The organism is Mucilaginibacter gossypii (assembly GCF_017569325.2).
GTDB classification, from domain to species: Bacteria; Bacteroidota; Bacteroidia; order Sphingobacteriales; family Sphingobacteriaceae; genus Mucilaginibacter; species Mucilaginibacter gossypii.
In genome coordinates this window covers 6,877,029-6,900,159 of record NZ_CP071878.2, presented here as the reverse complement: position 1 = coordinate 6,900,159, position 23,131 = coordinate 6,877,029, and the positions used below count along the sequence as shown (strand labels likewise).

The 23,131-nt window shown below is 42.9% G+C and carries 14 protein-coding genes; 9 read left to right on the top strand and 5 right to left on the bottom strand.

The window, feature by feature from the left end:
- Positions 1 to 18: 18 nt before the first annotated feature.
- The 4 genes from J3L18_RS29725 (at position 19) to J3L18_RS29710 (ending at position 5,121) form a co-directional block, all read left to right on the top strand.
- On the top strand, positions 19 to 1,725 hold the full coding sequence (locus J3L18_RS29725) for a RagB/SusD family nutrient uptake outer membrane protein (protein WP_090529584.1): 1,707 nt from the start codon (positions 19 to 21) through the stop codon (positions 1,723 to 1,725).
- 122 nt (positions 1,726 to 1,847) lie between these two features.
- Positions 1,848 to 3,377, top strand: coding sequence for a glycoside hydrolase family 32 protein (locus J3L18_RS29720; RefSeq protein WP_129571646.1), 1,530 nt, complete (start codon positions 1,848 to 1,850; stop codon positions 3,375 to 3,377).
- A 254-nt stretch (positions 3,378 to 3,631) separates the two neighbouring features.
- A complete protein-coding gene (locus tag J3L18_RS29715) occupies positions 3,632 to 4,456 on the top strand; it encodes a family 16 glycosylhydrolase (protein WP_112653969.1) in 825 nt (274 codons plus the stop codon).
- A 266-nt stretch (positions 4,457 to 4,722) separates the two neighbouring features.
- Positions 4,723 to 5,121, top strand: coding sequence for a response regulator (locus J3L18_RS29710; RefSeq protein ID WP_129571647.1), 399 nt, complete (start codon positions 4,723 to 4,725; stop codon positions 5,119 to 5,121).
- 409 nt (positions 5,122 to 5,530) lie between these two features.
- On the opposite strand, the gene J3L18_RS29705 is transcribed toward J3L18_RS29710, so the two are convergent.
- Positions 5,531 to 7,750, bottom strand: a complete 2,220-nt coding sequence (locus J3L18_RS29705; RefSeq protein ID WP_129571648.1) for an alpha-N-acetylglucosaminidase — start codon at positions 7,748 to 7,750, stop codon at positions 5,531 to 5,533.
- A gap of 521 nt (positions 7,751 to 8,271) precedes the next feature.
- On the opposite strand from J3L18_RS29705, the gene J3L18_RS29700 reads away from it, so the two are divergent.
- Together J3L18_RS29700 and J3L18_RS29695 are read left to right on the top strand one after the other, a co-directional pair.
- A complete protein-coding gene (locus J3L18_RS29700; protein WP_129571649.1) occupies positions 8,272 to 11,592 on the top strand; it encodes a SusC/RagA family TonB-linked outer membrane protein in 3,321 nt (1,106 codons plus the stop codon).
- 11 nt (positions 11,593 to 11,603) lie between these two features.
- A complete protein-coding gene (locus J3L18_RS29695; RefSeq protein WP_129571650.1) occupies positions 11,604 to 13,412 on the top strand; it encodes a RagB/SusD family nutrient uptake outer membrane protein in 1,809 nt (602 codons plus the stop codon).
- A gap of 164 nt (positions 13,413 to 13,576) precedes the next feature.
- On the opposite strand, the gene J3L18_RS29690 is transcribed toward J3L18_RS29695, so the two are convergent.
- Positions 13,577 to 15,244 carry an ArnT family glycosyltransferase gene (locus J3L18_RS29690; protein ID WP_129571651.1) on the bottom strand — a complete coding sequence of 556 codons (1,668 nt, stop codon included), beginning with the start codon at positions 15,242 to 15,244 and terminating at the stop codon, positions 13,577 to 13,579.
- Positions 15,245 to 15,276: 32 nt separating this feature from the next.
- Positions 15,277 to 16,257, bottom strand: coding sequence for a glycosyltransferase (locus J3L18_RS29685; protein ID WP_129571652.1), 981 nt, complete (start codon positions 16,255 to 16,257; stop codon positions 15,277 to 15,279).
- Between the two features lie 111 nt (positions 16,258 to 16,368).
- Here J3L18_RS29685 and J3L18_RS29680 point away from each other — a divergent pair, with 111 nt between their 5' ends.
- Positions 16,369 to 17,130, top strand: a complete 762-nt coding sequence (locus J3L18_RS29680) for a hypothetical protein (protein ID WP_129571653.1) — start codon at positions 16,369 to 16,371, stop codon at positions 17,128 to 17,130.
- 15 nt (positions 17,131 to 17,145) lie between these two features.
- Here J3L18_RS29680 and J3L18_RS29675 read toward each other — a convergent pair whose 3' ends face one another.
- The gene (locus J3L18_RS29675) at positions 17,146 to 17,586 is read right to left on the bottom strand and encodes a sterol desaturase family protein (protein ID WP_129571654.1); all 441 of its coding nucleotides are present in this window, start codon (positions 17,584 to 17,586) and stop codon (positions 17,146 to 17,148) included.
- An 89-nt stretch (positions 17,587 to 17,675) separates the two neighbouring features.
- Positions 17,676 to 19,079, bottom strand: a complete 1,404-nt coding sequence (lpdA, locus tag J3L18_RS29670; RefSeq protein ID WP_129571655.1) for a dihydrolipoyl dehydrogenase — start codon at positions 19,077 to 19,079, stop codon at positions 17,676 to 17,678.
- Between the two features lie 277 nt (positions 19,080 to 19,356).
- Here lpdA and J3L18_RS29665 point away from each other — a divergent pair, with 277 nt between their 5' ends.
- Positions 19,357 to 21,213 (top strand): CocE/NonD family hydrolase, encoded by a 1,857-nt coding sequence (locus J3L18_RS29665; protein ID WP_129571656.1) that lies wholly within the window; start codon positions 19,357 to 19,359, stop codon positions 21,211 to 21,213.
- 238 nt (positions 21,214 to 21,451) lie between these two features.
- Positions 21,452 to 23,122, top strand: coding sequence for a M1 family metallopeptidase (locus tag J3L18_RS29660; RefSeq protein ID WP_129571657.1), 1,671 nt, complete (start codon positions 21,452 to 21,454; stop codon positions 23,120 to 23,122).
- The last annotated feature ends 9 nt before the right edge of the window (positions 23,123 to 23,131 follow it).

Here is a 23,131-nt window from a genome sequence, read left to right as displayed (position 1 = left end):
CGAAAAAAATCATTCAATATGAAATCGAAAATATTAGTAACAACTATTTTATCGGGGCTAATAATTTTTAGTTCCTGTAAAAAAGCATTAGATTATACTCCAAAGGGTGTATTATCTCCTTCAGATTTAAAATCACCGGCCGCCGTTGAAGGTTTGGTAACCGCAGCTTATGCAGCTATCGGGAATGGCGATATGATAGGGCCAATATATAGTGACTGGGCTTATGGCAGCGTCCGTTCAGATGATGCTTATAAAGGTGGCGGCGGCACAGGAGATGTTGGCGAAGTTGACGCTTTGGAACATTACAACCTGGTAACGCCCTCGATGGATTCGTTTGTGTCACGCACCTGGAAAAATTTGTTTAAATCTATCTCAAGGGCAAATGTGGCAATTAGGGCAGTTAACTCCCTTTCGGATGCTGAATTCCCAAACAAAAAGATCCGTTTGGCCGAATTGAGGTTTTTGCGGGCACATAGCTATTTTACCATGAAATTGCTATACAAAAACATCCCTATTTTTGATGAAACCGCAACTCCTGCCGACATTCTGAAGGTTTCAAACACTTTATCAAACGAAGATTCATGGAATAAAATTGCCGATGATTTTCAATATGCAGTTGATAATTTGCCGGCTAAACAATCTGAATTAGCGAGGGCCAATAAAGTAAATGCACAGGCTTATTTAGCTAAATTAAGATTATACCAGGCCTATGAGCAGGATGATAAACACCATGTGATCAATATCAATAAAACAAGGCTACAGGAAGTTGTTACGCTTACACAAGCGGTGATAGCATCTGGCAAATACTCGCTAAGCCCGGATATTGCTGATAACTTTTTACCCGAAACAGAGAACGGGCCCGAATCAGTATTCGCCATACAATTTACTATCAATGATGGTACTACCTCCGGGCGTTTAAATTTTGAAGACGGCTTAAACTATCCGCACGGGGCACCTCAATACGGCTGTTGCGGGTTCCATGCTGCAAGTCAGAATTTAGTTAATGCCTATACAACTGATGCCAATGGTTTACCTAACTTTGATACGTTCAATAACAGCATAGCCGATCTGTCGAAAGTTACTGTCGACACTAGGTTAGACCATACTGTTGGCATTGACGGGCATCCGTACAAATATGATAACACCAAACCATTCAGCAATAGCTGGGTGCGCGACCCGGGAGTTTATGGCAACTTTCATACTATGCGTAACCAGCAGTTAGCTACAAGCGCATCTTATTTTAAACTGGGACCATTTATGGGCTCGGCAAAAAATTATGATATCATCAGGTATGATGACGTTTTATTAATGCAGGCCGAAGCTTATATTGAGTTAGGGCAACAGGCAAGTGCACTGCCATTAATTAATCAAATAAGAAACAGGGCAGCAGCCAGTACAGGGCGACTTAAAAAGCTGGATGGAACTTTCCCTTCATCCTACAATATAAAACCCTATGGCCCGGCAAACTGGACACAGGACTATGCCCGCAAGGCTTTACAATGGGAAAGGCGATTGGAATTTGCTACCGAAGGGGCACGTTTCTTTGATTTAGTTAGATGGGGGATTGCAGAAAAAACTTTAAACGACTACATTAATGTAGAAAAAGTTAGGAGGCCATTTTTAGCAACGGCTAAATTTACCGCTGGAAGAGATGAATACCTCCCGATTCCGCAATCGGAGATTACGTTCACCAACGGTTTATATAAACAAAACCCTGGCTATTAAACTATAATTAACCAACGGAAACCTGGCCTGAATTATTAGGCCGGGATTCCCTTTTTTATACCAGAAGTACCGTAAGTTTTTGCATACCCTGCCAAATATATAACCTATTAAAAGCTTAAATTATGAAAACAAAATGCGGCGCATTTATATTGCCCCTCCTTATTGCCTTAAATTGTATTTGTAAGGCCCAGGATTCCTCCCCAAAACCTTATGCGGATGAACATCGTCCCCAGGCACACTTTTCACCAGCCCAACATTGGATGAATGATCCAAACGGTATGGTTTATTATAACCATACTTATCATTTATTTTTCCAGTATTATCCTAAAGACATTGTATGGGGACCAATGCACTGGGGGCATGCGGAAAGTAAAGACCTAATCCACTGGAAACAGTTACCTATCGCATTGTATCCGGATAGCCTTGGTTATATCTTTTCTGGTAGTGCTGTTGTCGATTCCAATAATACAACCGGTTTTGGTAAAAATGGCAAAATACCCCTGGTGGCCATATTCACCCATCATGACCCTAAAGGAGAAAAAGAGGGTACCGATAAATTTCAAAACCAAAGCCTTGCCTATAGCCTGGATGGCGGCAGCACATGGACTAAATACAGCGGCAACCCGGTTTTGAAAAACCCCGGAGTCCGGGATTTCCGCGACCCCAAAGTGATGTGGTATGCCCCGGAGAAAAAATGGGTAATGACCCTTGCAACGCAAGATCATATCTCCTTCTATTCGGCCCCTGACCTGAAAAACTGGAAAAAAGAAAGCGAGTTCGGCATCAAGGCAGGTGCACACGGTGGCGTATGGGAATGCCCTGATCTGTTCCCACTAAAAATGAACGGAAAAACCTACTGGATCCTGATCGTAAACCTTAACCCCGGCGGGCCTAACGGCGGTTCGGCAACGCAATATTTTGTAGGAAATTTTGACGGGAACAAATTTAGTCCACTTGATTCAAATACCAGGTGGCTTGACTACGGTCCCGACGAATATGCCGGTATTACCTGGAGCAATACCGGCAGCCGTAAAATATTTTTAGGTTGGATGAGCAACTGGCAATATGCCAACCAGGTACCCACAAAGGCCTGGCGTAATGCTGCAACCATTCCACGTGAGCTTAGCCTGAAACAAAGCAAAGGCCAAATTTTACTGGTATCCAAACCGGTGACTGAGCTAAAAAATATTGAAGAAAAAACAATTGTGTTAAAGCAACCCTTGGTTAACCGGTCTCTTGATCTTACTTCAAAAATTAATAAGCTCAAAAGCCGGTATGTTTTAAAATTGAGCTTTGCTACCTTAAAAGATTATAGCATCGGGCTGTCAAACACTAAAGGTGAAGAACTGCTTATTGGTTTTGACCCTGCAAAAGATGAATACTATATAGATCGTACCAAAGCCGGAAAAATGGATTTCCAAAAGAATTTTTCGGGCCGTTTTACGGCTCCGAGACTAAGCACTGCTAAAAATTCCGACTTCATTTTAGTAGTCGACAAATCATCGGTAGAGTTATTTGCCGACGGAGGTTTAACCACCATGACTGCAATCTATTTCCCAACCGAAGATTTCAACAACCTTGCAGTTAAAACCACCGGGAAATTAGCCATTAATAATATCAGCATTTCCGGATTGAAATCTATCTGGAAATAACCGGCGACAGTAAGCTCTGAAAGGTTGTTTTCATCCCGAAAACAACCTTTTTCATTTCCGGGCATTTCGGGGCACTCTCTCCAATCGCTTTATCGTATCGTTATATTATAATATTAATATATAATAACCCCCATAAATTCCAGTTTTGCCCCCTATCCATGGAATTTTAATTATGTTAATTTGTTTCACCAATTAACCAGTACTCTCATTAACTATCGGGAGAAGCACACCTATTAACCTAAAAAATCTTTATTATGAAAAATTTAACTTTTGTTTTAATTGCATTTATTGTGATTACATCGTTTTTTGCATGTAGAAAAGATAATGCAGCCACCGTCAACTCCGCCGCAAATACTTCAGCCAGTCATCTTGCAACTAATACGGTATCATGGGTAAATGTTATTCCTTCCACCTCCTTTAGCTCGTACAGCACTTATTGGAATGACCTGTATCCCTGGGGATCTGATCATAATGGGTCTGCCCGTATGCGCTCTCAAAATATATCAGTTTCCGGAGGTGTGCTTACACTAACCAGTGCGCCCAGCGGCAGCGTTGGCAACAGCAATAAAGATCCATATTTACCGATCCATTATTATTCCGGGACAGTTTATGCCAAGACCGTACCTGTAGTAACCGACTCCTGGCCTAAGTGGCATTTTAAAGGTGAATTTCAGTGCGAATCACAAACTGGCACATGGCCTGCCTTTTGGGTTACAGGAGCTGACTCATGGCCCCCCGAAAGCGACTTTATGGAATTTAAAGGAAGTGCAACCTGCTGGACAAACACCTACAAAAACGCAAGCGGAGGCTGGTCGAGTGTAGGTACAACTATTTCCAGCCCCGGAAACTGGCACACTTATTCGGTTTATATGACCAAGACCAATGCGACCGACGTGTCCATTGAATACTGGATAGATGGTGTTTTAAAAAGCACCCAAACGGGCGCTAACTTTGTTGGTAAAAACCTGAATATTATTATTGATTACCAAATGGAAGGGTCGTCAGGATCACCCGGTCCTACCGGAACCACCTATATGCGCGCAAGGAATGTAATTGTTGAAAAAAGCGCTACGTTATAGCTTTAACCAAATTATAAGCTTGCTTCTCCGGCACCGGTGATATTCCTGGTTCATTAAAACTAAAAAGGGTATGTATGCGCAAAAGCGAAATACGTGCCCTTTTAGCTATTACTTTCAAAAATAGAAACACACATAATTTATTAAATAAATTAATCAATACTACAATAACTTTTCCCAATTGCAGGTTGAGCGTAGTAATACTATCCATTTTTTTTAAAAGCGGATAATATATCTTAACTTATGCAACAATATCATAATTACCAATTATGTTCCGATTACTCTTTATTGATGACAGTAAACTTGACCATATTATACTGGATAAGCTTATTGCAGGAATTGAAGGTTTTAAACCCGTGTCACATAGTTACGACGGTGAAGATGCGTTAAAATCATTGATAGACAACCCGGCGGATTGCCCGGATGTTATTTTTCTGGATATCAGGATGCCCAGGTTTGACGGCTGGGATTTCCTTGAAGGCTTTAGGGACCTGTACCCTGCATTGTCGGTTAAACCACTACTCTATGTATTTTCCTCATCCATCGATCCGACAGACCGTGAGCGCGCGCTTAGCTATAGCTATGTCACCGGCTTTTTTAGCAAACCAGTTTCACGGCCGGTGCTTGAACAAGTATTAACGGCCTGTGTTGAGCGTTCGAAAACATAAGGATGATTACCCATTTCACAGGTGTTCAATTTTAAAAAGTGTGAACACTTTGTATTTTTCGCCAAAAAAATAGCGCTAATAATCAACAACTTACATCTGGTTCAAAATATACAAAACCGTGTTTTGAACAAATCATCATTGATAATCAAACTATTACAAAATAGCATTCCCAAAAGTTGAACAGCTGCTTTTTAAAAAATTGAACACTGACAAGTTTATACCCAACCATCCGTGTTATCATTTTCCACATTTGGCCAGCGGAAGCATCACTCGCGCCAGTTTGGGGTACTTTTTTTAAAACAAAACGCAAACTCCATTTAAATAACAAAACCCGTCATCTCTGCCGGGCCTTGCTTATTTTAAACTTTACTTTTATCTAATTGAACTATAGTTTTAAACTTATATTTCATTACAAATAAGGTGCCCATTTTTTATAAATACCCAGCGCTACCGAATAAGTATCTCCGGTTGTATTCCATTTAAAAGGTTGCTGGCTTTGGTTGGTGTTTACCCATTTCCAGTCAAAGGTGGCGCGTTGCTTATCAAAGGCGTCCATGTCTGGTTCTTTGCCGGTATCAATGGTTTTACGTAGTTCATTAAAAAACAAAATCCAGCGGCCTTTATAGTAAGTGCTTATCATTCCCGACCAATCTTTTGCTGCATAATCGGTTGTAACGTTACCTTCTCCTCCCCAGGTGGTTATCAGCAGGCGGGCGTTTTTTTCGTAATAGTTTTTTTCTTCCGGCGTCGAGCCAAAATCACGGGCTTCTTTTATCCATGCACCTAATAGCAATTCGTGCTGAGTAGCTGTTATACGGTCCACATCGTCGCACAAATCAAGAAACAAGCCGGTGTATTTATTAAACAATTGCTGATTTTTTGAATGGTATGCCCTGCCAACAGAATCCCTTAACGACACAGCGAGGTTTACCAGCACCTGCTTCTCCAGCATAGCCAGGTCTCGTGTATAGTTAGGATTGGCCTTTGATGCTGAATCGGCAAGCAGGAATTGCGGAAAAATATTAGCCAATGCCTGGTAATTGTATTTTCCGAGCCAGGTAAACCCTCCGTTCCCTTTTAACATCGGTTTTGATTGTATGATATTACCAAGCCCTACACCCGAAACATCAGAATTATAAATTACCGGGAGCAGCTTTGTCCAGGTAGCTGCAATAACCGGATCATTATGCCCGCAGCGGCTTTCAGCATATTTTTTTATCCAATCGGCCGGGTCTTTGGCATCGGTATTCCAGGCGTAATCAAATAGCCACTCGAACATAAATTCATTTACGCCAAAACCCTCAAGCGTTGAGCCAATGCCTGTCATTTGCCGGTGGTTTGGGTCATCCTCTGTTGCACTTAAAAGTTTTGCAGTTTTTAAAACCGGAGCGGCTAACTGTGTATTGCCCCCAAAGTTTCCGAGGTAACACCAGATGTATGGTGCATTAAAAAAACCGTCCGTCATGCGCCATACTTCGGTTTGCTCGCAAAAATAGTCCAGTATCATCATATGATTTTGCGGAACAGCCTTTATCATGGCTTCTAATCTTGGGTTGGTCCAGTGTTTACGGTCGTAATAAAATGTCCAGCCCATCTGTATCCAAACAGCTTTAGGGTCTATGCTTTTCATACCGCTGTAAATGGTTGCCGCTGTTTTTGCCAGGTATGATGGCTCCCAGCTTGGTGGGTCCATCTCATTAAAAGGATCTGCCCCGTAATAATGGTCTGTACCCAAAAGTTTTTGCTGTTCACTCAAGTATTCCTTTTGTATCTTAACAAAAAGCGGATCCATCGGGTCAAGAAAATAAGCGTCATTTTCTGCGCCTGTATCATAAGAGCCCAGATCAGTGAGTTTAATATTAGGATATTTCTTTTTCAGGTCTTTTGGCACATGCCCTGCAAAAGCCGGCAAAATGGGGTGCATTCCTAAGGCCCTCTCGCGTGTCAGTATTTTTTTCTGAAGCTCGAACTGCCCGTCTATAAAGCTTTGTGGCAGTGGCCCCTGCCAGCGGTCAAGGTTACCCATACGCTGCCAGGGTAAATGCACGGGGCCGGTAAAAAATGCGCGCGATTGTTCATCCGTCATTCCAAATTTATGCCAAACGCGTTGCCAGATGTATTCCTGCCCGGTTATAGCCAACGGCATGTTAATCCCGTTCATAGCCATCCAGTCTATAAAGTACTGCCAATCGCTCCACTTCCACCAAACCGTGGTGTAGCCAAAAGTGCAATAGTTTAAAAAGAAACGATTATCAAAACGGCAGCGTTCACCTGCCGGAGTGAACGCTTTTGGAAGAACTGCGGGCATTATTACTGAATCTGCAGCATACCAGGTTACGGAAATATGGCAAATGTTTTTCAGATAGTAGTTAAACCCTTTAGCCATGGCAATGGTGCTGCTTGCTTTAATAGCTATTTTGTTATCCTCATTAGCAAGGTAAAAAGTATCAACATTAGCTGTTATAGGCTGTAAATGAAATTCACCCGCTCTGCCATGGGTTACACGATTTATTAAAGCCTGAGCTTCAAGGATATTAGGACCTTCATTGGCTTTAGCGGTGTTGAACGGCGACAAAAAAAATGTAAGAACTGAAAGAATTGCAATGGAAAAGTGTTTTTTTAAATACATAGCGGCTATTAAGGCCCTTAAAGTAATAAAATTATTTACCTTACAAAATGCAGCCCTTTAGTTTTCTTTCCTGATGCAAACTATAGCTCGCTCCTTTCCTCCATTTTTTAAATCCGTATCAAACGGACTTTTTGTGAACGGATAAATCGACTGTTTAATAAAACCTTTAGGATACAATGCTTTATGTAAACCGGTACCTGCAGGCTAAACTCCGACCTGTGGGTCAGGAGCACGTAAACAACATTGGCATTTCCGTGCCGGTTAAGCTACGCTTCTTTGTTAAAGAAAACCGCGAACCCTACTTAAATAAATCCATCTAAATCGTCGATTTAGTACAATCCCCAATCATCATCCCTCTTGCAATCCACTCAAACATCCCCCCTTTTCAATTTCGCAAAGCTCCCTGCCAAAAAGAATCTCATTCATTAATGAGTATAATAAAATCCTGCGTGTGTCTTTATAGTGATTGAGCGGATAGCGCCGATCATTACACTAAGTCATAAACCTAAAATTTAAGAACTATGAGTTTTTTTTACCAAAAAAAGTATTCGGCAAGGTGCCTTTTAGTTTTTTTGCTGCTGGTAGGCATGGGCTATCATGCTGCGGCGCAAAGCCGCCAAATCAGCGGTACTGTCACAGATTCAACCTCCAGGGAACCCCTGCCTGGTGTAACTGTGCAGGTTATTGGCACTACCAATGGCATTCAAACTGATGTAAACGGCAAGTACAAACTAACCGTTAACCCCGGAGCAAAGTTATCTTTCGCTTTTGTGGGCTATAACACGCGTAAAGTGACCATTGGCGATGACCCTGTTATCAACATTCAGTTATCAAACAAAAGAAGCGATCTGGAAGAGGTTGTAGTGGTTGCTTACGGTACACAAAAGAAACCATCAGTGGTAGGCGCTATTGCCACAGTTAGTGCAAAAGTATTTGAAGACCGCGGGCCAACCAATAACCCTATTGCCAATTTACAGGGCCAGGTTCCGGGTATGGTGGTAACCAGGAGCTCGGCGCAACCGGGGCGCGAAAACTGGAACTTCCAGATCCGCGGTGCAACCTCCGTTAACGGACAGGATCCCTTGGTCATTTTGGATGGGGTTGCCCTTAACAATAACAACGAGCTAAACTCTATCAATCCAAATGATATCGACAATATCTCAGTTTTGAAGGATGGCTCGGCTTCAATATATGGTGCCCGTGCAGCTTATGGTGTTGTACTGATCACTACCAAAAAAGGTAAAGCGGGTAAAATGGTGATCCAGTATGACCCTTCTGTGTCTGAGAAATTTTTAGGTCTTCAGCCTAAAATGACAAATATTGACCAATGGGCAAATGGCCTGCTTCAGGCCCGAACAAATGATAATTATGGAGTAGCGCCAACAACCGACCTTTGGTACCAACTGGCCAACTTCGCGCTGGCCAATAAAGGCACGGTGGTACTGGCATCACAGATTCCCGGAAACACCACCGGAGGTATCACTGCAAATTCGTTTTATAACGGCTTGCCTGTGCCGGCATTCCTCGATGTAAAGGAACTTGACTTTATTGATGTATCACTACAACAGTACATATGGGGGAGGGCTACTTCAACACAACACAATTTTTCGGTATCAGGCGGAACAGAAAAAAACACTTATCGTGTTTCGTTAGGGTATTTAAATGACGGCAGCCAGCTCCGGATTGGCAATAACGGTAATCAACGCTATAATCTCAGACTTAATAACGGTTACAGATTCAGCGATAAAGTGCAACTGGAAACCAATATTTCGCTTGAGCAAAATAATATTCAACAGCCAACCATGTATACTTCGGGGAGTTACAGTGCGCTCGGAAACGGATTTCAGATCGGTTTGCCTATGTTCACGCAATCTGGCCGGCCATATCAGTGGGGAGGAGTAACAAGCCCCGCGGGCCTATTAAGGGATGGGGGCGACAACCTGGAAAACAATAGCCGGGCACTGTTAAACTCAACGCTTACCTATAATTTCATGAAGCACCTTACCTTTACCGGAACCGCGGGATATAACGTTTGGTGGCAGGATGACCGTGTGCAAACCAAAACCGTACGCCTTTATTCATACGATGATAAATACCTGACCGGCACTACCGCGCCGGCAGGTGGTACTTCGGGAGGGAGCCAAAACTATTTCCGTGCTAATATCAATGATAAATATTATAACCTCATTGGCCGCGTAACCTATGCCAATACCTTTAACCGAGTACATGATGTATCGTTAATGATCGGCAGCTCCTACGAAAGGGATGAGTATGATATGTTTAATACACGTACCTACAATTTGGGCAGCGATGATGTGCCTTCTTTAAATTTGGGGCTGAGCAGTTCGTTGGCCGGTTTTGTAACCAACGACGAACAGCGCAACCACTACGCCCTGGGTTCATACTTTGCAAGAGCTACCTACGCGTATAAAGGCAAATATCTGTTTGAAGGAACCGGCAGGTATGATGGTTCTTCAAAATTTATTGCAGATAAACGCTGGAAACCATTTTACAGCCTTATGGGCGGCTGGCGCTTAGGCGAAGAAAGCTTCATCAAGAAAACAAATATTTTTAGCGAGTTAAAGCTACGGGCCTCTTACGCTACGTCGGGCAGCCAGGGTGGCATCGGCCTTTATGATTACCTGCAATCGCTTAATGTCGGCAATAGCAATACCCTTTTAGGTTCAGCACTCGCAACCGCTACTACAACCACCGGAAACCTGGTTTCGCTCAACAGGACATGGGAAACTGTTATTAAACGGAACATTGGTATTGATTTCGGTTTGCTGAACGGTCGCTTAAACGGAACTTTTGAAGTGTTCCGTAATCAGAATAAAAACATGCTGGTGAGTGTTACCTATCCGGCTGTTTTGGGCATTGGAGCGCCCCAGTCAAATAACGGCGACCTGAAAACCTGGGGATGGGAAGGACAATTAACCTGGCGAGACCACGTTGGGCAGGTAATTTACAGTATTTCGGGTAATATTACCAACAGCCAAAACAAATTGGTATATTTTAACGGCGTTCCGGCATTAGGTGCAGGTTATAACGCTACTGTTGAGGGGTATCCGCTTGGATCATATTTCGGCCTTAAATACGGAGGCCGTTTCCAGACACAGGCACAGGTTGATACCTATAACTCCACTTATTATGCCCCCGGCGGTGTGATCAATACTATTGGCATCCCTGTAGCTACCCCTTTAACCAACCTGCCGGGTCAAAACTCAGGCTTACGTCCGGGAGATAATTATTTTGTTGATGTTAACGGCGATGGTAAACTTACTACAGGTACATCGGCAAAAGACATGGGCGACCTTGTTTATTTAGGCAGCGACATTCCGCGCTATACTTTTGGTTTGACATTAAGCCTGCAATGGAAAGGTTTTGATTTCACAAGCATTTTTCAAGGGGTAGGTAAACGGACAATATTCAGGGCCAATGGTAGTGCAAATAACTGGCGCGTACCTTTTGCCGCCGTTTATCAGGCGCAAACCACCCAATGGGTTGGTAAAACCTGGACCCCTGAAAATACAAATGCCTATTACCCTAACCTGCATAGCAATGGAATCAACGGTTACAATTACCAGATTTCAAGCTGGTCTGTTGAAAACGGCGCTTATGTACGCCTGAAAAACCTTGTTATCGGTTATACCTTACCAAAATCGTTAACAGAGCGCACCAAAGCTATCAGCCGTTTAAGGTTTTACATTTCGGGAAGCGACCTATGGGAATACAGCAAAATTCATGATGGCTGGGATCCTGAAATAACCAGGACCACCGCAGGCAATGAGCGTTATCCATTTTACAGGTATGTAACCGTAGGCGCAAACATTACTTTTTAATTGAAATGATTATGAAAAATATTTACCGGAGGATCTTCAGTATCCTTTCAATCATTATTGTTACAGGCTTGTTCGCCTGCAACAAGTCACTTAACCTTAAACCACAGGACCAGCTATCGGATGCGGCATATTTTAAGTCGGCCAGTGATTTTAAAACATTTGCCAACCAATATTATGGTTATCTCCGTAATTTCAACAATTCGTTTGCAGATAACCCTCATTATGACGGGCGTGCCGATGTATTTGGCGGAGGTGGCGTTTATGGCGCCGGTATCAATACCGTACCAGCAAGTGATTCGTACTGGAATAATAATTACTCCCGGATCAGGAATTGCAATTATTTACTTGAAAAGGCCGCCACTTTCCCCGACCAGGCCAGCATCAGCCAGTTTGTTGCCGAAGCCAAATTTTTCAGGGCTTACTGCTACTTTGAATTACTACAATTGTATGGCGGGGTTCCGCTGATCACCAAAACGCTGAACCTTGATTCGCCCGAACTATATGGCACCAGGGCATCACGCGATCAGGTAGTTGATTTGATTGTTGCCGATCTGGAAGCGGCCATACCAAATCTGCCTGCATCCATCTTAGCCAATTCTGCAGATTTTGGCCGGGTGAGCCAACCTGCCGCGCAAGCATTTTTAGGAAGGGTTGCACTTTATGAAGGCACATGGCAAAAATTCAGAAACGGTAATGCTGCCCGTTACAACATGCTGCTTGATAAATCGGCAGCAGCCTCTAATGCAGTAATAACCAGCAATCAATTTGCACTTTTCGGTACCCCGGCTTCAAATGCCCTGGGCGGTAACAGTACCATATTGGGTGATTCTGCACAGAAATACCTTTTCATCCTCGAAAATCCAAAATCAAACCCGGCTTCAGTTACCAAAACTGCTAATCATGAGTACCTTTTATCGTACCGTTATGATGATGTGAGCAAAACAATCGGAACAAATATCAGCAGGCAGGGAACGCAGATTGGGCCTCAGCATAAATACGTGAACGCATTTTTATGCCAGGATGGATTGCCTATTGAGAAATCGCCCCTGTTCCAGGGTTTTGAAAGTTACGGATCGGAATTTATAAACCGCGATAATCGTTTAAAGTATACAATCCAGGTTAACAATATGTACTACTGGTACGGTAATGCCAATTACCGGGTAACCTGGCTAAATGACGCCGCTGATATTGCTTTATCTATGGGAAAAGTTGTTAAGATTGGCGGTTATACCAATCAAAAATGGGTAACCGAACGCAACTGCCCAGATACAAAAGAATCTGAAGATTACCCGGTGATCCGCTATGCCGAAGTACTGCTAAACTATGCTGAAGCGGTTTATGAACGTGACGGTGCCATAACAGATGCCGATCTCAACAAATCGCTCAACCTGGTACGTCTGCGTGTTAATAAAAATATGCCGCCATTAACAAATGGTTTCGCAGGTGCAAACGGATTGGATCTGCGTACGGAGATCAGGAGGGAACGCTTTATTGAACTTTATTATGAAAACTTCAGGTTTGACGATATTAAGCGCTGGCATAGTGCCGCTACCGACCTGGTGACCAACACCGGCGGTACAGCTTATGGAAACATCAGTGCTTTTGTAAGCCCATGGCCGGTAGGTATTAAATTTAAAGGTACGCAGGCCGATGTTGGGCCAAACCCTTTAAAGCCTGCTCCTACCAACGCGTTAGATGCTAACGGTCAGCTGATCCTTGACAATACAGCGCGCAATTTTTCGGAAAAAAATTATTTATACCCGATTCCGGCACAACAAATTACCCTTAATCCCGCGTTAACACAAAATCCGGGCTGGTAAATTTATTTAAACAATCAAAAGGCTGCCCCAGGGACAGCCTTTTGATTGTTGTGTGTTATCACCCTATAATTACAAACCTGGCCTAAACAGTTGCTCCCATCAAGGCGTTTAAACAAGAAGGTAGTTGTTAATTTGGGCATTGCCAATTTATAGCGGGCATTGCTCTACCTCATCCTGATCAGATAAAAATTATCCAAAGTAGCACTTCTCTTCTTTTTGATGATAAAGGGCAGGCTTAGGTTTTCATGAGGAAAATCCTGAAAGGATTTTATTGTAGTATACCCGATCTCTTTTTGCTTTAACTCAGCTACCGCTTTTTCATCAGCTACTATAATCCGGCTTTTCAGGCTATCGGTTTTTAGGATAGCATCAATATTGGTATAAGTAACGCCGCCTTTGTAGTAAAAATCGAAGGTATTTGATAAGACCGCCGCACTCACTTTTTGCCGCGGGTAATTTTGATTAAGATATTCGGCGGCCGAAAGGTCCCCGCGGTAATCAACAATAATAGGATAAGCTACGGTCACCAGGTAGGCATTCACTAAAACAGACACGGCGCAGGTAAATAAAAACACAGGCTGATAAATTTGTGTTGGCTTTTTATAAATGTAGATGGACAACCCAATAAACCCTGCAATCAACAAAACAAATACCGGCCAGCATTCGGGCGCGAAAATAAAATTAAGTACGATAACAGCAACCAATAAAAACGATGTGATAATGTATTGAGTTATCTTGAAAAACTTTAACCCGGCGCCAGCTTTTAATGAACTAATAAAAACCGCCGTAATTATAGCAAAAAATGGGAACAGGATATTAGTGTAAAATGGCAGCTGAAATTTGGAAGCTGAAAAGATCAGCAACATTAATACGCTTCCTGAGATACACAGATATTCGGGCTGGGTTATACCTTTAATCATTTTCCTGACGGTAGCATAAAGTGCATAGAACAGGAGAATAGCCCATGGCGCGAAAGCCCACAGCAGGGTATGAACAAAAAATAGTTTGTCGCCGTGTGTATTCGTAATGTAACCGTTATTGTTGAAACGCCCGAACTGGCTGTCCCACAAAAACCAGTGGATACCTGAAATCCCGGTGCGACCGAAAACAACTTTTTCGGGGTGAAGATCAAACTGCGTGTATACCGAATAAATTTCGGGTAAAGTAAATATCACCACCGATATAAACGAGAGCAGCCATTTCCAATGGAACACGCCTTTGATATTTCCTTGAAATAAATAATCGCCGATGATAGCCGCCCCTATCGGGATGAGCAGGTAGATGCCTTTAGTCATTACCGCGCAAGCTGTAAATATGGATGCCAGCAGCACATCGGCCATGCTGAACCGTTCTTTTACCTTATAAAAGTGATAAACAGCGCCCATGAGCAAGCCCATAATATAAGGCTCGGCACGTACATCCGTATTTGACATTACGCTGTGTTGAGCGGTAAGCAGGATCAGGATAGCGATAATAGCTGTTTCATCGCCATAAAACTTTTTGGCAAGCTTGTAAGTGTACGCCACCGACATGAAAAAAAACAGCAGGGCGGGCAATTTATAAGCAAAAGTATTGATGCCGAAAATCTTAAAACTGATAGCGATAATCCAGAAGGGGAAATGCGGTTTATCAAGCCAGTCGGCACCGTGATACATCAGATCGGTAAAATTATTGCTTTGTGCGATGCTCCGGGCCAGGGCCGAATACAAAGCCCCATCATCAGTAAAGAATTTGATGCCGATACCGGCTACATTAAGCACGATAGCTAATAACAGCACAATAAAATAAGGCCGTTTTTGCGATGAAAAAATTGAAGCTGCTGTACTCTCCACTAAAAATATTTATGCCCAAAAATAGCTGAATTTTAATTATTCCAGGGCAGGTATTTGGGTTGATCACGATTGATGAGTTCGGGCCTGGCCAAATTTAATTTTCGACCATTCAAAACCTGTTCATATAAGGTTAAATATGCTGCAGCCATCTTGCCGATATTAAAATTATCGACAGCATATTGATGGCAATATTGTTTATTAAAACTTTCAACCTTTTTAAGTCCGGCGGCTAATTCAGATTTACTGGCCGAAAGTAAGCCAACTTCAGCGGGCACCAGTTCAGGCAACGATCCGTAAGGTGTACCAAAAACCGGGCAGCCAAAATACAGGCTTTCAACAATAGCAATTCCGAATGGCTCATGCCACAGCACCGGAAAAAGCAGCGCCTTTGAACCGTTCATCACTACCGATTTTGCTTCATCACCAACCATTCCCTTAAAACGCACATTTAAGTTGGGTGTAAAGCGTAATCCCATTTTCAGGTTAAGCCGGGTACCTCCAAGTACAACCAGCTTATTACCGCTCATGGTAGCTACATCGATAGCCCCTTTTACATTTTTAACGCGCCAGGCTGCTTTAGCCAGAAAATGGGTATGGATACGCTTATTATCGAGCATAGGTTTTTGATAATCAGCCGTATCTATGGCATTATGCACAAAAACTGTTGAGCCATGCCTTTGTGCATGATTGGCCGACACAAATACCGAGTTAACATCTAATTGCACACCACCAGGGTTATTATGAACAGTTACGATATAAGGCTTTTTAGTAAAACCACTCACCTGAAACTGGAAGTGTACCACGTCAATATCATCGGGCACCTGCTGGTTTATATCAACAGCCGGATCGTAGATCAATACCCTCGCAAATGGACACGTTGAACCCGCTCCTACCAAATAGGTAATCTTATGCCCTAACCTATTCAGCTCGCGGCCAAGCCACCAGATGATACGCTCGGTGCCGCCATATTTTGTTGCCGGGATGGGGGTGTTGTTTACGATGAGGATATTCATAGATATTGGGGCAAAGGTAAGGTTTGAGGGCGATAGTTATAGCAACTTAACGGCTGTTAACTCTTTGATGTAAATGACTATATTTATATCAATAATTTAAACCGTTCACAAATGCGTATTTCAAGCAAGTTATTACTTATCAGCTCTGTTTTTTTATTAGGATGTGGCAATAGTTCTGATCATTCGGCGAATAATGAGCTTACTTATAAAGACACAGCCGCTAACTTCCAACCTATTGTAACTGACTTTAACAATCCCGTACTTTTAGACAGTTCGCAAAATGTGCTATTTCCGTTGGCAAATCCAACTGATGACGATAGAATGAGTTTCAAATCGAGCGAACAGGTATCTTATTGGAATATTGCATTTTATAATTCGCTAAGCAAAAAATATCATTTACTCGATAACCGTAAAATGATAATTCTCCAATATGAAGATCAGAAAGAGTTGAGTTCGGGTCCAGATGTATATTCACCAGAAGTGCATGATCCTAACCCAGCACAAGGCTTGAATATTGATGGGAAGTTGATTTGTTATTCGGTAATAATTGAGGATTTTAACAAAGATCAAAAACTCACCTATGCTGATCCGAAATATCTTTTCACATCCGACGATGCCGGAAATAACTTCAAACAGATTTCGCCTGCAAACCTCAATGTTGTTAGCTGGCAACGTGTTGCTAAAACAAATAAGCTGCTTATTGAAGTTCAATCGGATAGTAATAACGACAAGCTATTTAACAACAAAGATCACATAGTACCATACGTGTATGACCTCAAAAAAGGCGGACCTGCCGAACCTGTTTTTAGTAAGGAGTTTAATCAAGCTGTCGATAAGCTTTTTAAAGAGCAATGGCCCGGTGCAAAAAAATAATCTTTTTACAGCATCTTACTTCCTGAACCATTTCCTATTCGCAACCAACAACCCAAACTCTTCCGATGGATATTTCTCCGTCGATTTATGATGGATTTTATGTGCCCGGCGGATGCCGGCCAGGTAGCGATTATCACTTTTGAATGCTTTGAAACGGTTATGGATAAACCAGTCGTGAAAAATGAAGTAAATAATACCGTAGATGCTGATACCAGTACCAATCCAAAAGCGGTAGTCTAAACTCAAATGCCCAATCCACATTAGCCATAAAGCAAAGCCCGCAAAGCCGATGCTAAACAGGTCGTTTAATTCAAACCAGCCATGCCTTTGTTGATGATGCGTTTTGTGAATAAACCATAATGGCCCGTGGAAAAGGTATTTGTGCAGGGCCCAGGAGAGCAGTTCCATGAACGCAATGGTTAATAACACAATTCCGATATTGATTAATGTCTGCATCTGTACATAAAACAAAAGCAGGAACATAAAGTTGTTCCTGCTTTTATAAAATTAAAAATCCGAAATCGAAAATCCCAATTCCGAAATTATTAAATATGTATCGCCCTGTTTTCAGTAGCGGCTAAACATGCTTCACGCATCGCTTCGGTATAGGTTGGGTGGGCGTGGCTCATGCGCGAAATATCTTCGGCACTTGCACGGTACTCCATTGCTACAACGGCTTCGGCTATCATATCGGCAGCACGCGGACCGATCATGTGTACACCTAAAATTTCGTCGGTAGAGGCATCGGCCAATACTTTTACAAAACCATCCAGGTCGCCGCTGGCACGGGCACGGCCGCTGGCTTTGAACGGGAACGAACCGGTTTTGTATTTAACACCGGCTGCTTTCAACTGCTCTTCTGTTTGACCAACAGCGGCAACTTCTGGCCAGGTATAAACTACACCCGGAATCAGGTTGTAATCAATATGCGGTTTTTGGCCGGCAATAATTTCGGCAACCAGCGTACCTTCATCTTCAGCTTTGTGAGCAAGCATGGCACCTTTAATTACATCGCCAATGGCATAAACACCTTTAACTTTGGTTTCCAGGTGCTCATCAACGGTAATTTTACGACCGCGTTCCTCAACAGTGATGCCTATGTTTTCTAAACCTAAACCATCAGTGTAAGCTATACGACCTACGGCTACCAGGCAATAATCGCCTTTCAGTTCTTTCTTTTCGCCTTTAGGGGTATCAAAGCTAACGGTTACTTCTTTACCTTTTACGGCAGCGCCGGTAACTTTGTGCCCCAGGTAAAACTCCATACCCAGTTTAGTTAATACTTTTTGCAGCTCACGGCCCAAGCCCTTATCCATAGTTGGGATAATGCCGTCCATAAATTCAATTACAGATACTTTGGCGCCTAAACGGGCATAAACCGAACCCAACTCCAAACCGATAACGCCGCCACCAATCAACACCAGGTGTTTTGGTACTTCGCTCAAGCTCAATGCTTCGGTTGATGTAATAATGCGTTTTTTATCGATAGGCAAAAATGGCAATGCCGATGGTTTTGAACCAGTAGCGATGATCACGTTTTTGCCGGTAATCTCAGTAACGGTACCATCGTTCTTTTTAACAGTAATGGTGTTTTTATCTTTGAATGATCCTACACCAAAGTGAGTGTCAATCTTGTTTTTCTTCATCAGGTAGCTGATGCCGCTGGTATTGGCATCAACAACTTCCTGCTTGCGTTTAATCATCTGTCCAAAATCTATCGAAAGATCTTTAAGGTTGATGCCATGGGTTTTAAAAGCATGGGCAGCATTGTGGTAATGTTCAGACGAATCCAACAGCGCCTTTGACGGGATACAGCCTACATTAAGACAGGTACCGCCAAGGGTATTATACTTTTCAACAATTGCGGTTTTTAAACCAAGCTGGGCACAGCGGATAGCGGCTACATAACCGCCAGGGCCCGAACCTATAACTATAACATCATATTGCATAGTAGTGTGTATTTTATGGTGGGCAAAGTTAAGGATTTTAAAGTTGCTTTTGAGAGATTAGTGATTGGAGATTAGAGGCTAGCATTTATTTTCCGATCCATGATTTTAGGGATTTAATCCCGGTTCACACAAAAATCTGAAATCGAACATCCGAAATCCGACATAAAATTTACCCCATACCAACCGCATTTTATCCCATTTTGTAACAGAGTTAATGATAAATCGGTTTATCGTTAACTCTTTATTAAATTTAACCCAATTTAACACGACTGATCTCATGAAGAAAATTAACTTACTTTTTGTGCTGGTATTATTATATACCGGCGTTAATGCTCAAAGCAACTATGTAAAGGAGCATTTTACCAAAAAAGATGTGTACATCACCATGCGCGATGGTGTAAAACTGTTCACCTCTATTTATACCCCAAAGGATGCTTCATCGCAAAATAAGTACCCGATGATGATGATGCGTACCTGCTACAGCATCGCCCCTTACGGCGAGGATAAATATCCTCAAAGGCTTGGCCCGTCTGAAATTATGATGAAAGAAGGTTATATTTTTATTTATCAGGACGTACGCGGCCGTTGGAAAAGTGAAGGCAGCTGGACCAACATGACGCCGGTTATCGATAACAAGAAAAGCAAAAAAGATGTTGACGAAGGTTCTGACACCTATGATACTATCGACTGGCTGGTTAAAAACGTAGCTAACAACAATGGCAAGGTTGGCCAGTATGGTATCTCCTACCCGGGCTTTTATACTGCAGCGGGCATCCTGTCAAACCACCCGGCACTTAAGGCATCATCGCCGCAAGCCCCTATTTCCGATTTCTTTTTTGACGATTTTCACCACAACGGTGCTTTCATTGAGGGGTACTTTTTCACCTTCCCGGTATTTGGTGTTCAAAAAACGGATACAACCAGCAAAGCCTGGTATACCATGCTTAAACCTGACAGCAAAGATGGTTACCAGTACTTATTAGATCTTGGCCCGCTTAAAAATGCCGATAAATTTTATCATGATAACTTCTTTTGGCAGGAAACTATTAACCACCCTAACTACGATGAGTTTTGGCAAAAGCGCGGCTTGCTAAAACATTACGGCAAAGTAAAACCTGCTGTAATGCTGGTTGGCGGCTGGTTTGATGCCGAAGACTTAACCGGCCCGCTGGCTATTTATAAAACCATCAACAAAACCGATCCAAACGCTTACAATAACATCGTGATGGGACCTTTCGGTCATGGCCGCTGGTCGCGCGAAACAGGGCATACCATGCACAGCAATGTTTACTTTGGCGATAGCGTGGCTACCTTCTATCAAAAAAATATTGAAGCCAAATTCTTTAACCACTTCCTGAAAGGCAATGGAGATAAAAATTCCGGCTTACCAAATGCATACATGTTTAATACCGGCAAAAAGGAATGGGCAACATTTGATAAATGGCCTGCCGCCAATGCAGTGCATGAAAAAATGTTTTTAGGTGCCGATGGTAAGCTTACCAATACGCAGCCTGCAACCGCAGGTTCAGTTTCCTATGTAAGCGATCCGCTTAAACCGGTTCCTTACACTGAAGACAATACCACCACCATGGGCTTTACGCCGCACAATTACATGAGCGAGGACCAGCGTTTTGCAGGTCGCCGTCCGGATGTGTTGGTTTACCAAAGCGAGATATTAAATGATGATGTTACCCTTGGGGGCGAGATCATGGCACACCTTAAAATTGCTACAACAGGCACCGATGCCGATTTTGTTGTCAAACTGATTGACGTATATCCGGCCGATGAACCGAACAACCCGTATATGCCAAACAAAAACATCATCCTGAGTAATTACTGGCAAATGGTACGTTCGGAAGTAATGCCGGCACGTTTCCGCAATAGTTTTGAAAAGCCGGAGGCCTTGGTGGCTAATCAAAAAACCGATGTAAATTTCCGCCTGCAGGATGTATTGCACACCTTTAAAAAGGGTCACCGTATCATGATCCAGGTACAAAGCACCTGGTTCCCGATAGTAGCACGCAATCCTCAAAAATTTGTGGAAAACCCATATAAAGCTGATGAAAGCGATTACATCAAAGCAACCGAAACGGTTTATAATGATAGCTATATTGATGTTCAGGTGTTGAAGTAGTTATTTAGAGATTAGAGGTTGGAGGTCAGAGATTAGTTTTTTTCTCCGATGTCATTTCCGCAGGGGGAAATCTTATACGCGCGAAGAGTAGGCTTGAAAAGCAACTTTACAGGGCGTATAAGATTTCTCTTCCGCGCCACCGCATGAGGCTCCCGCTGCTTCATCGAAATGACATGCGTTAAAAAAAACTTTAACTTAGCTATCATGGATACCTTTTAACCTGACACAATTTAAATACATGAAAATAAAACAACTATATCTTGCAGCCCTGACCTTATTAAGTGCTGCAACATTCACTCAGCCAGCCGGGGCACAGCTCCTGAAGGAAAAAGAGCAATTCACCCATGCCGATTCATTGCGTGGAATGCTTACGCCTTTGCGTACCTATTATGATATCAATTACTATCACCTTGACGTTAAGATTGATATCGATAAAAAGTTTATCAGCGGCAGCAATCAGTTTAAATTCACCGCCACACAGGATTTCAATAAACTCCAGTTCGACCTGTTTGCTAACCTTAACATTGCTAAAGTTGTTTATAAGGGGAAAGAACTTGCCTATACCCGCGATGGCAACGCCGTATTCCTCAACTTTCCGCAAACCATAAGTAAAGACAGCAAAGATGAGTTTACCGTTTACTATTCCGGTAACCCAACTATAGCTAAAAACGCCCCCTGGGATGGCGGACTGGTATTTAAAAAAGACTCGTTAGGCAAACCCTTTGTGGCAACCGCCTGCGAAGGGATTGGCGCCAGCATCTGGTGGCCCAATAAAGATCAGCTGGCCGATGAGGTGGACAGCATGATGATCAGCATCAGTGTGCCAAAAGGTTTGAAAGATGTATCCAACGGTCGCCTGCGCAAGGTGACGCAGCTTAAGGATGGCTATACCCGGTTCGACTGGTTTGTGGCCAACCCGATCAACAATTACGATGTTGCTGCCAACATTGCCGATTATACTCATTTTGAAGACACCTACATGGGCGAAAAAGGCAAGCTTACGCTTGATTATTGGGTTTTGCCAACCAGTCTGGAAAAAGCAAAAAAACAATTTGCCGCCAATGTTAAGCCTATGTTGAAAGCCTTCGAGCACTGGTTTGGCCCTTACCCTTTTTATGAAGATGGCTATAAACTGGTTGAAACCCCGCACCTGGGCATGGAACACCAGGGAGCAGTAGCCTATGGCAATCACTTCATGAATGGCTATATGGGCTATGATTTATCGGGTACAGGCTGGGGCAGCAAATGGGATTATATCATCGTGCACGAAAGCGGGCACGAATGGTTTGGCAATAATATAACCGATAAAGACCTTGCCGATATGTGGGTCCACGAAAGCTTTACCTGTTATTCCGAATCGCTTTTTGTGGAGGATAACTGGGGTAAAAAAGCCGGACAGGAATATAACTACGGTTTAAGGCTCACCATTAATAATGACAGCCCTATAGTTGGCGTTTACAATGTAAACAAAGAAGGCTCGGGCGATATGTACTCCAAAGGCGCTGTTTTCCTGAACATGATCCGCACTGTTATTAATGATGATGAAAAATGGCGCGGCATCCTGCGCGGGCTTAACAAAACTTTTTATCATAAAACGGTTACCTATGACGATGTGGTGGGCTTCATCAACCAACAATCGGGCATGAACCTTTCGCCTGTTTTTGAGCAATACCTGCATTACCGCAGCCTTCCGGTGCTTGAATTTACCAGTCATGAAAACAAGCTTTATTGCCGCTGGATAGCCGAAGCTAAAGATTTCAACATGCCGATCAGGGTGCGGATAAAGGGGGGCGAATACAAATTCATCATCCCAACAAAACAAATGAGCCCGGTTGAAATTGCAGGCGCCACCAAAGACAATATTGAAATTGATTATTTAAACTACTACGTGGGTGCGCTCATGGATTAACCCTCAACA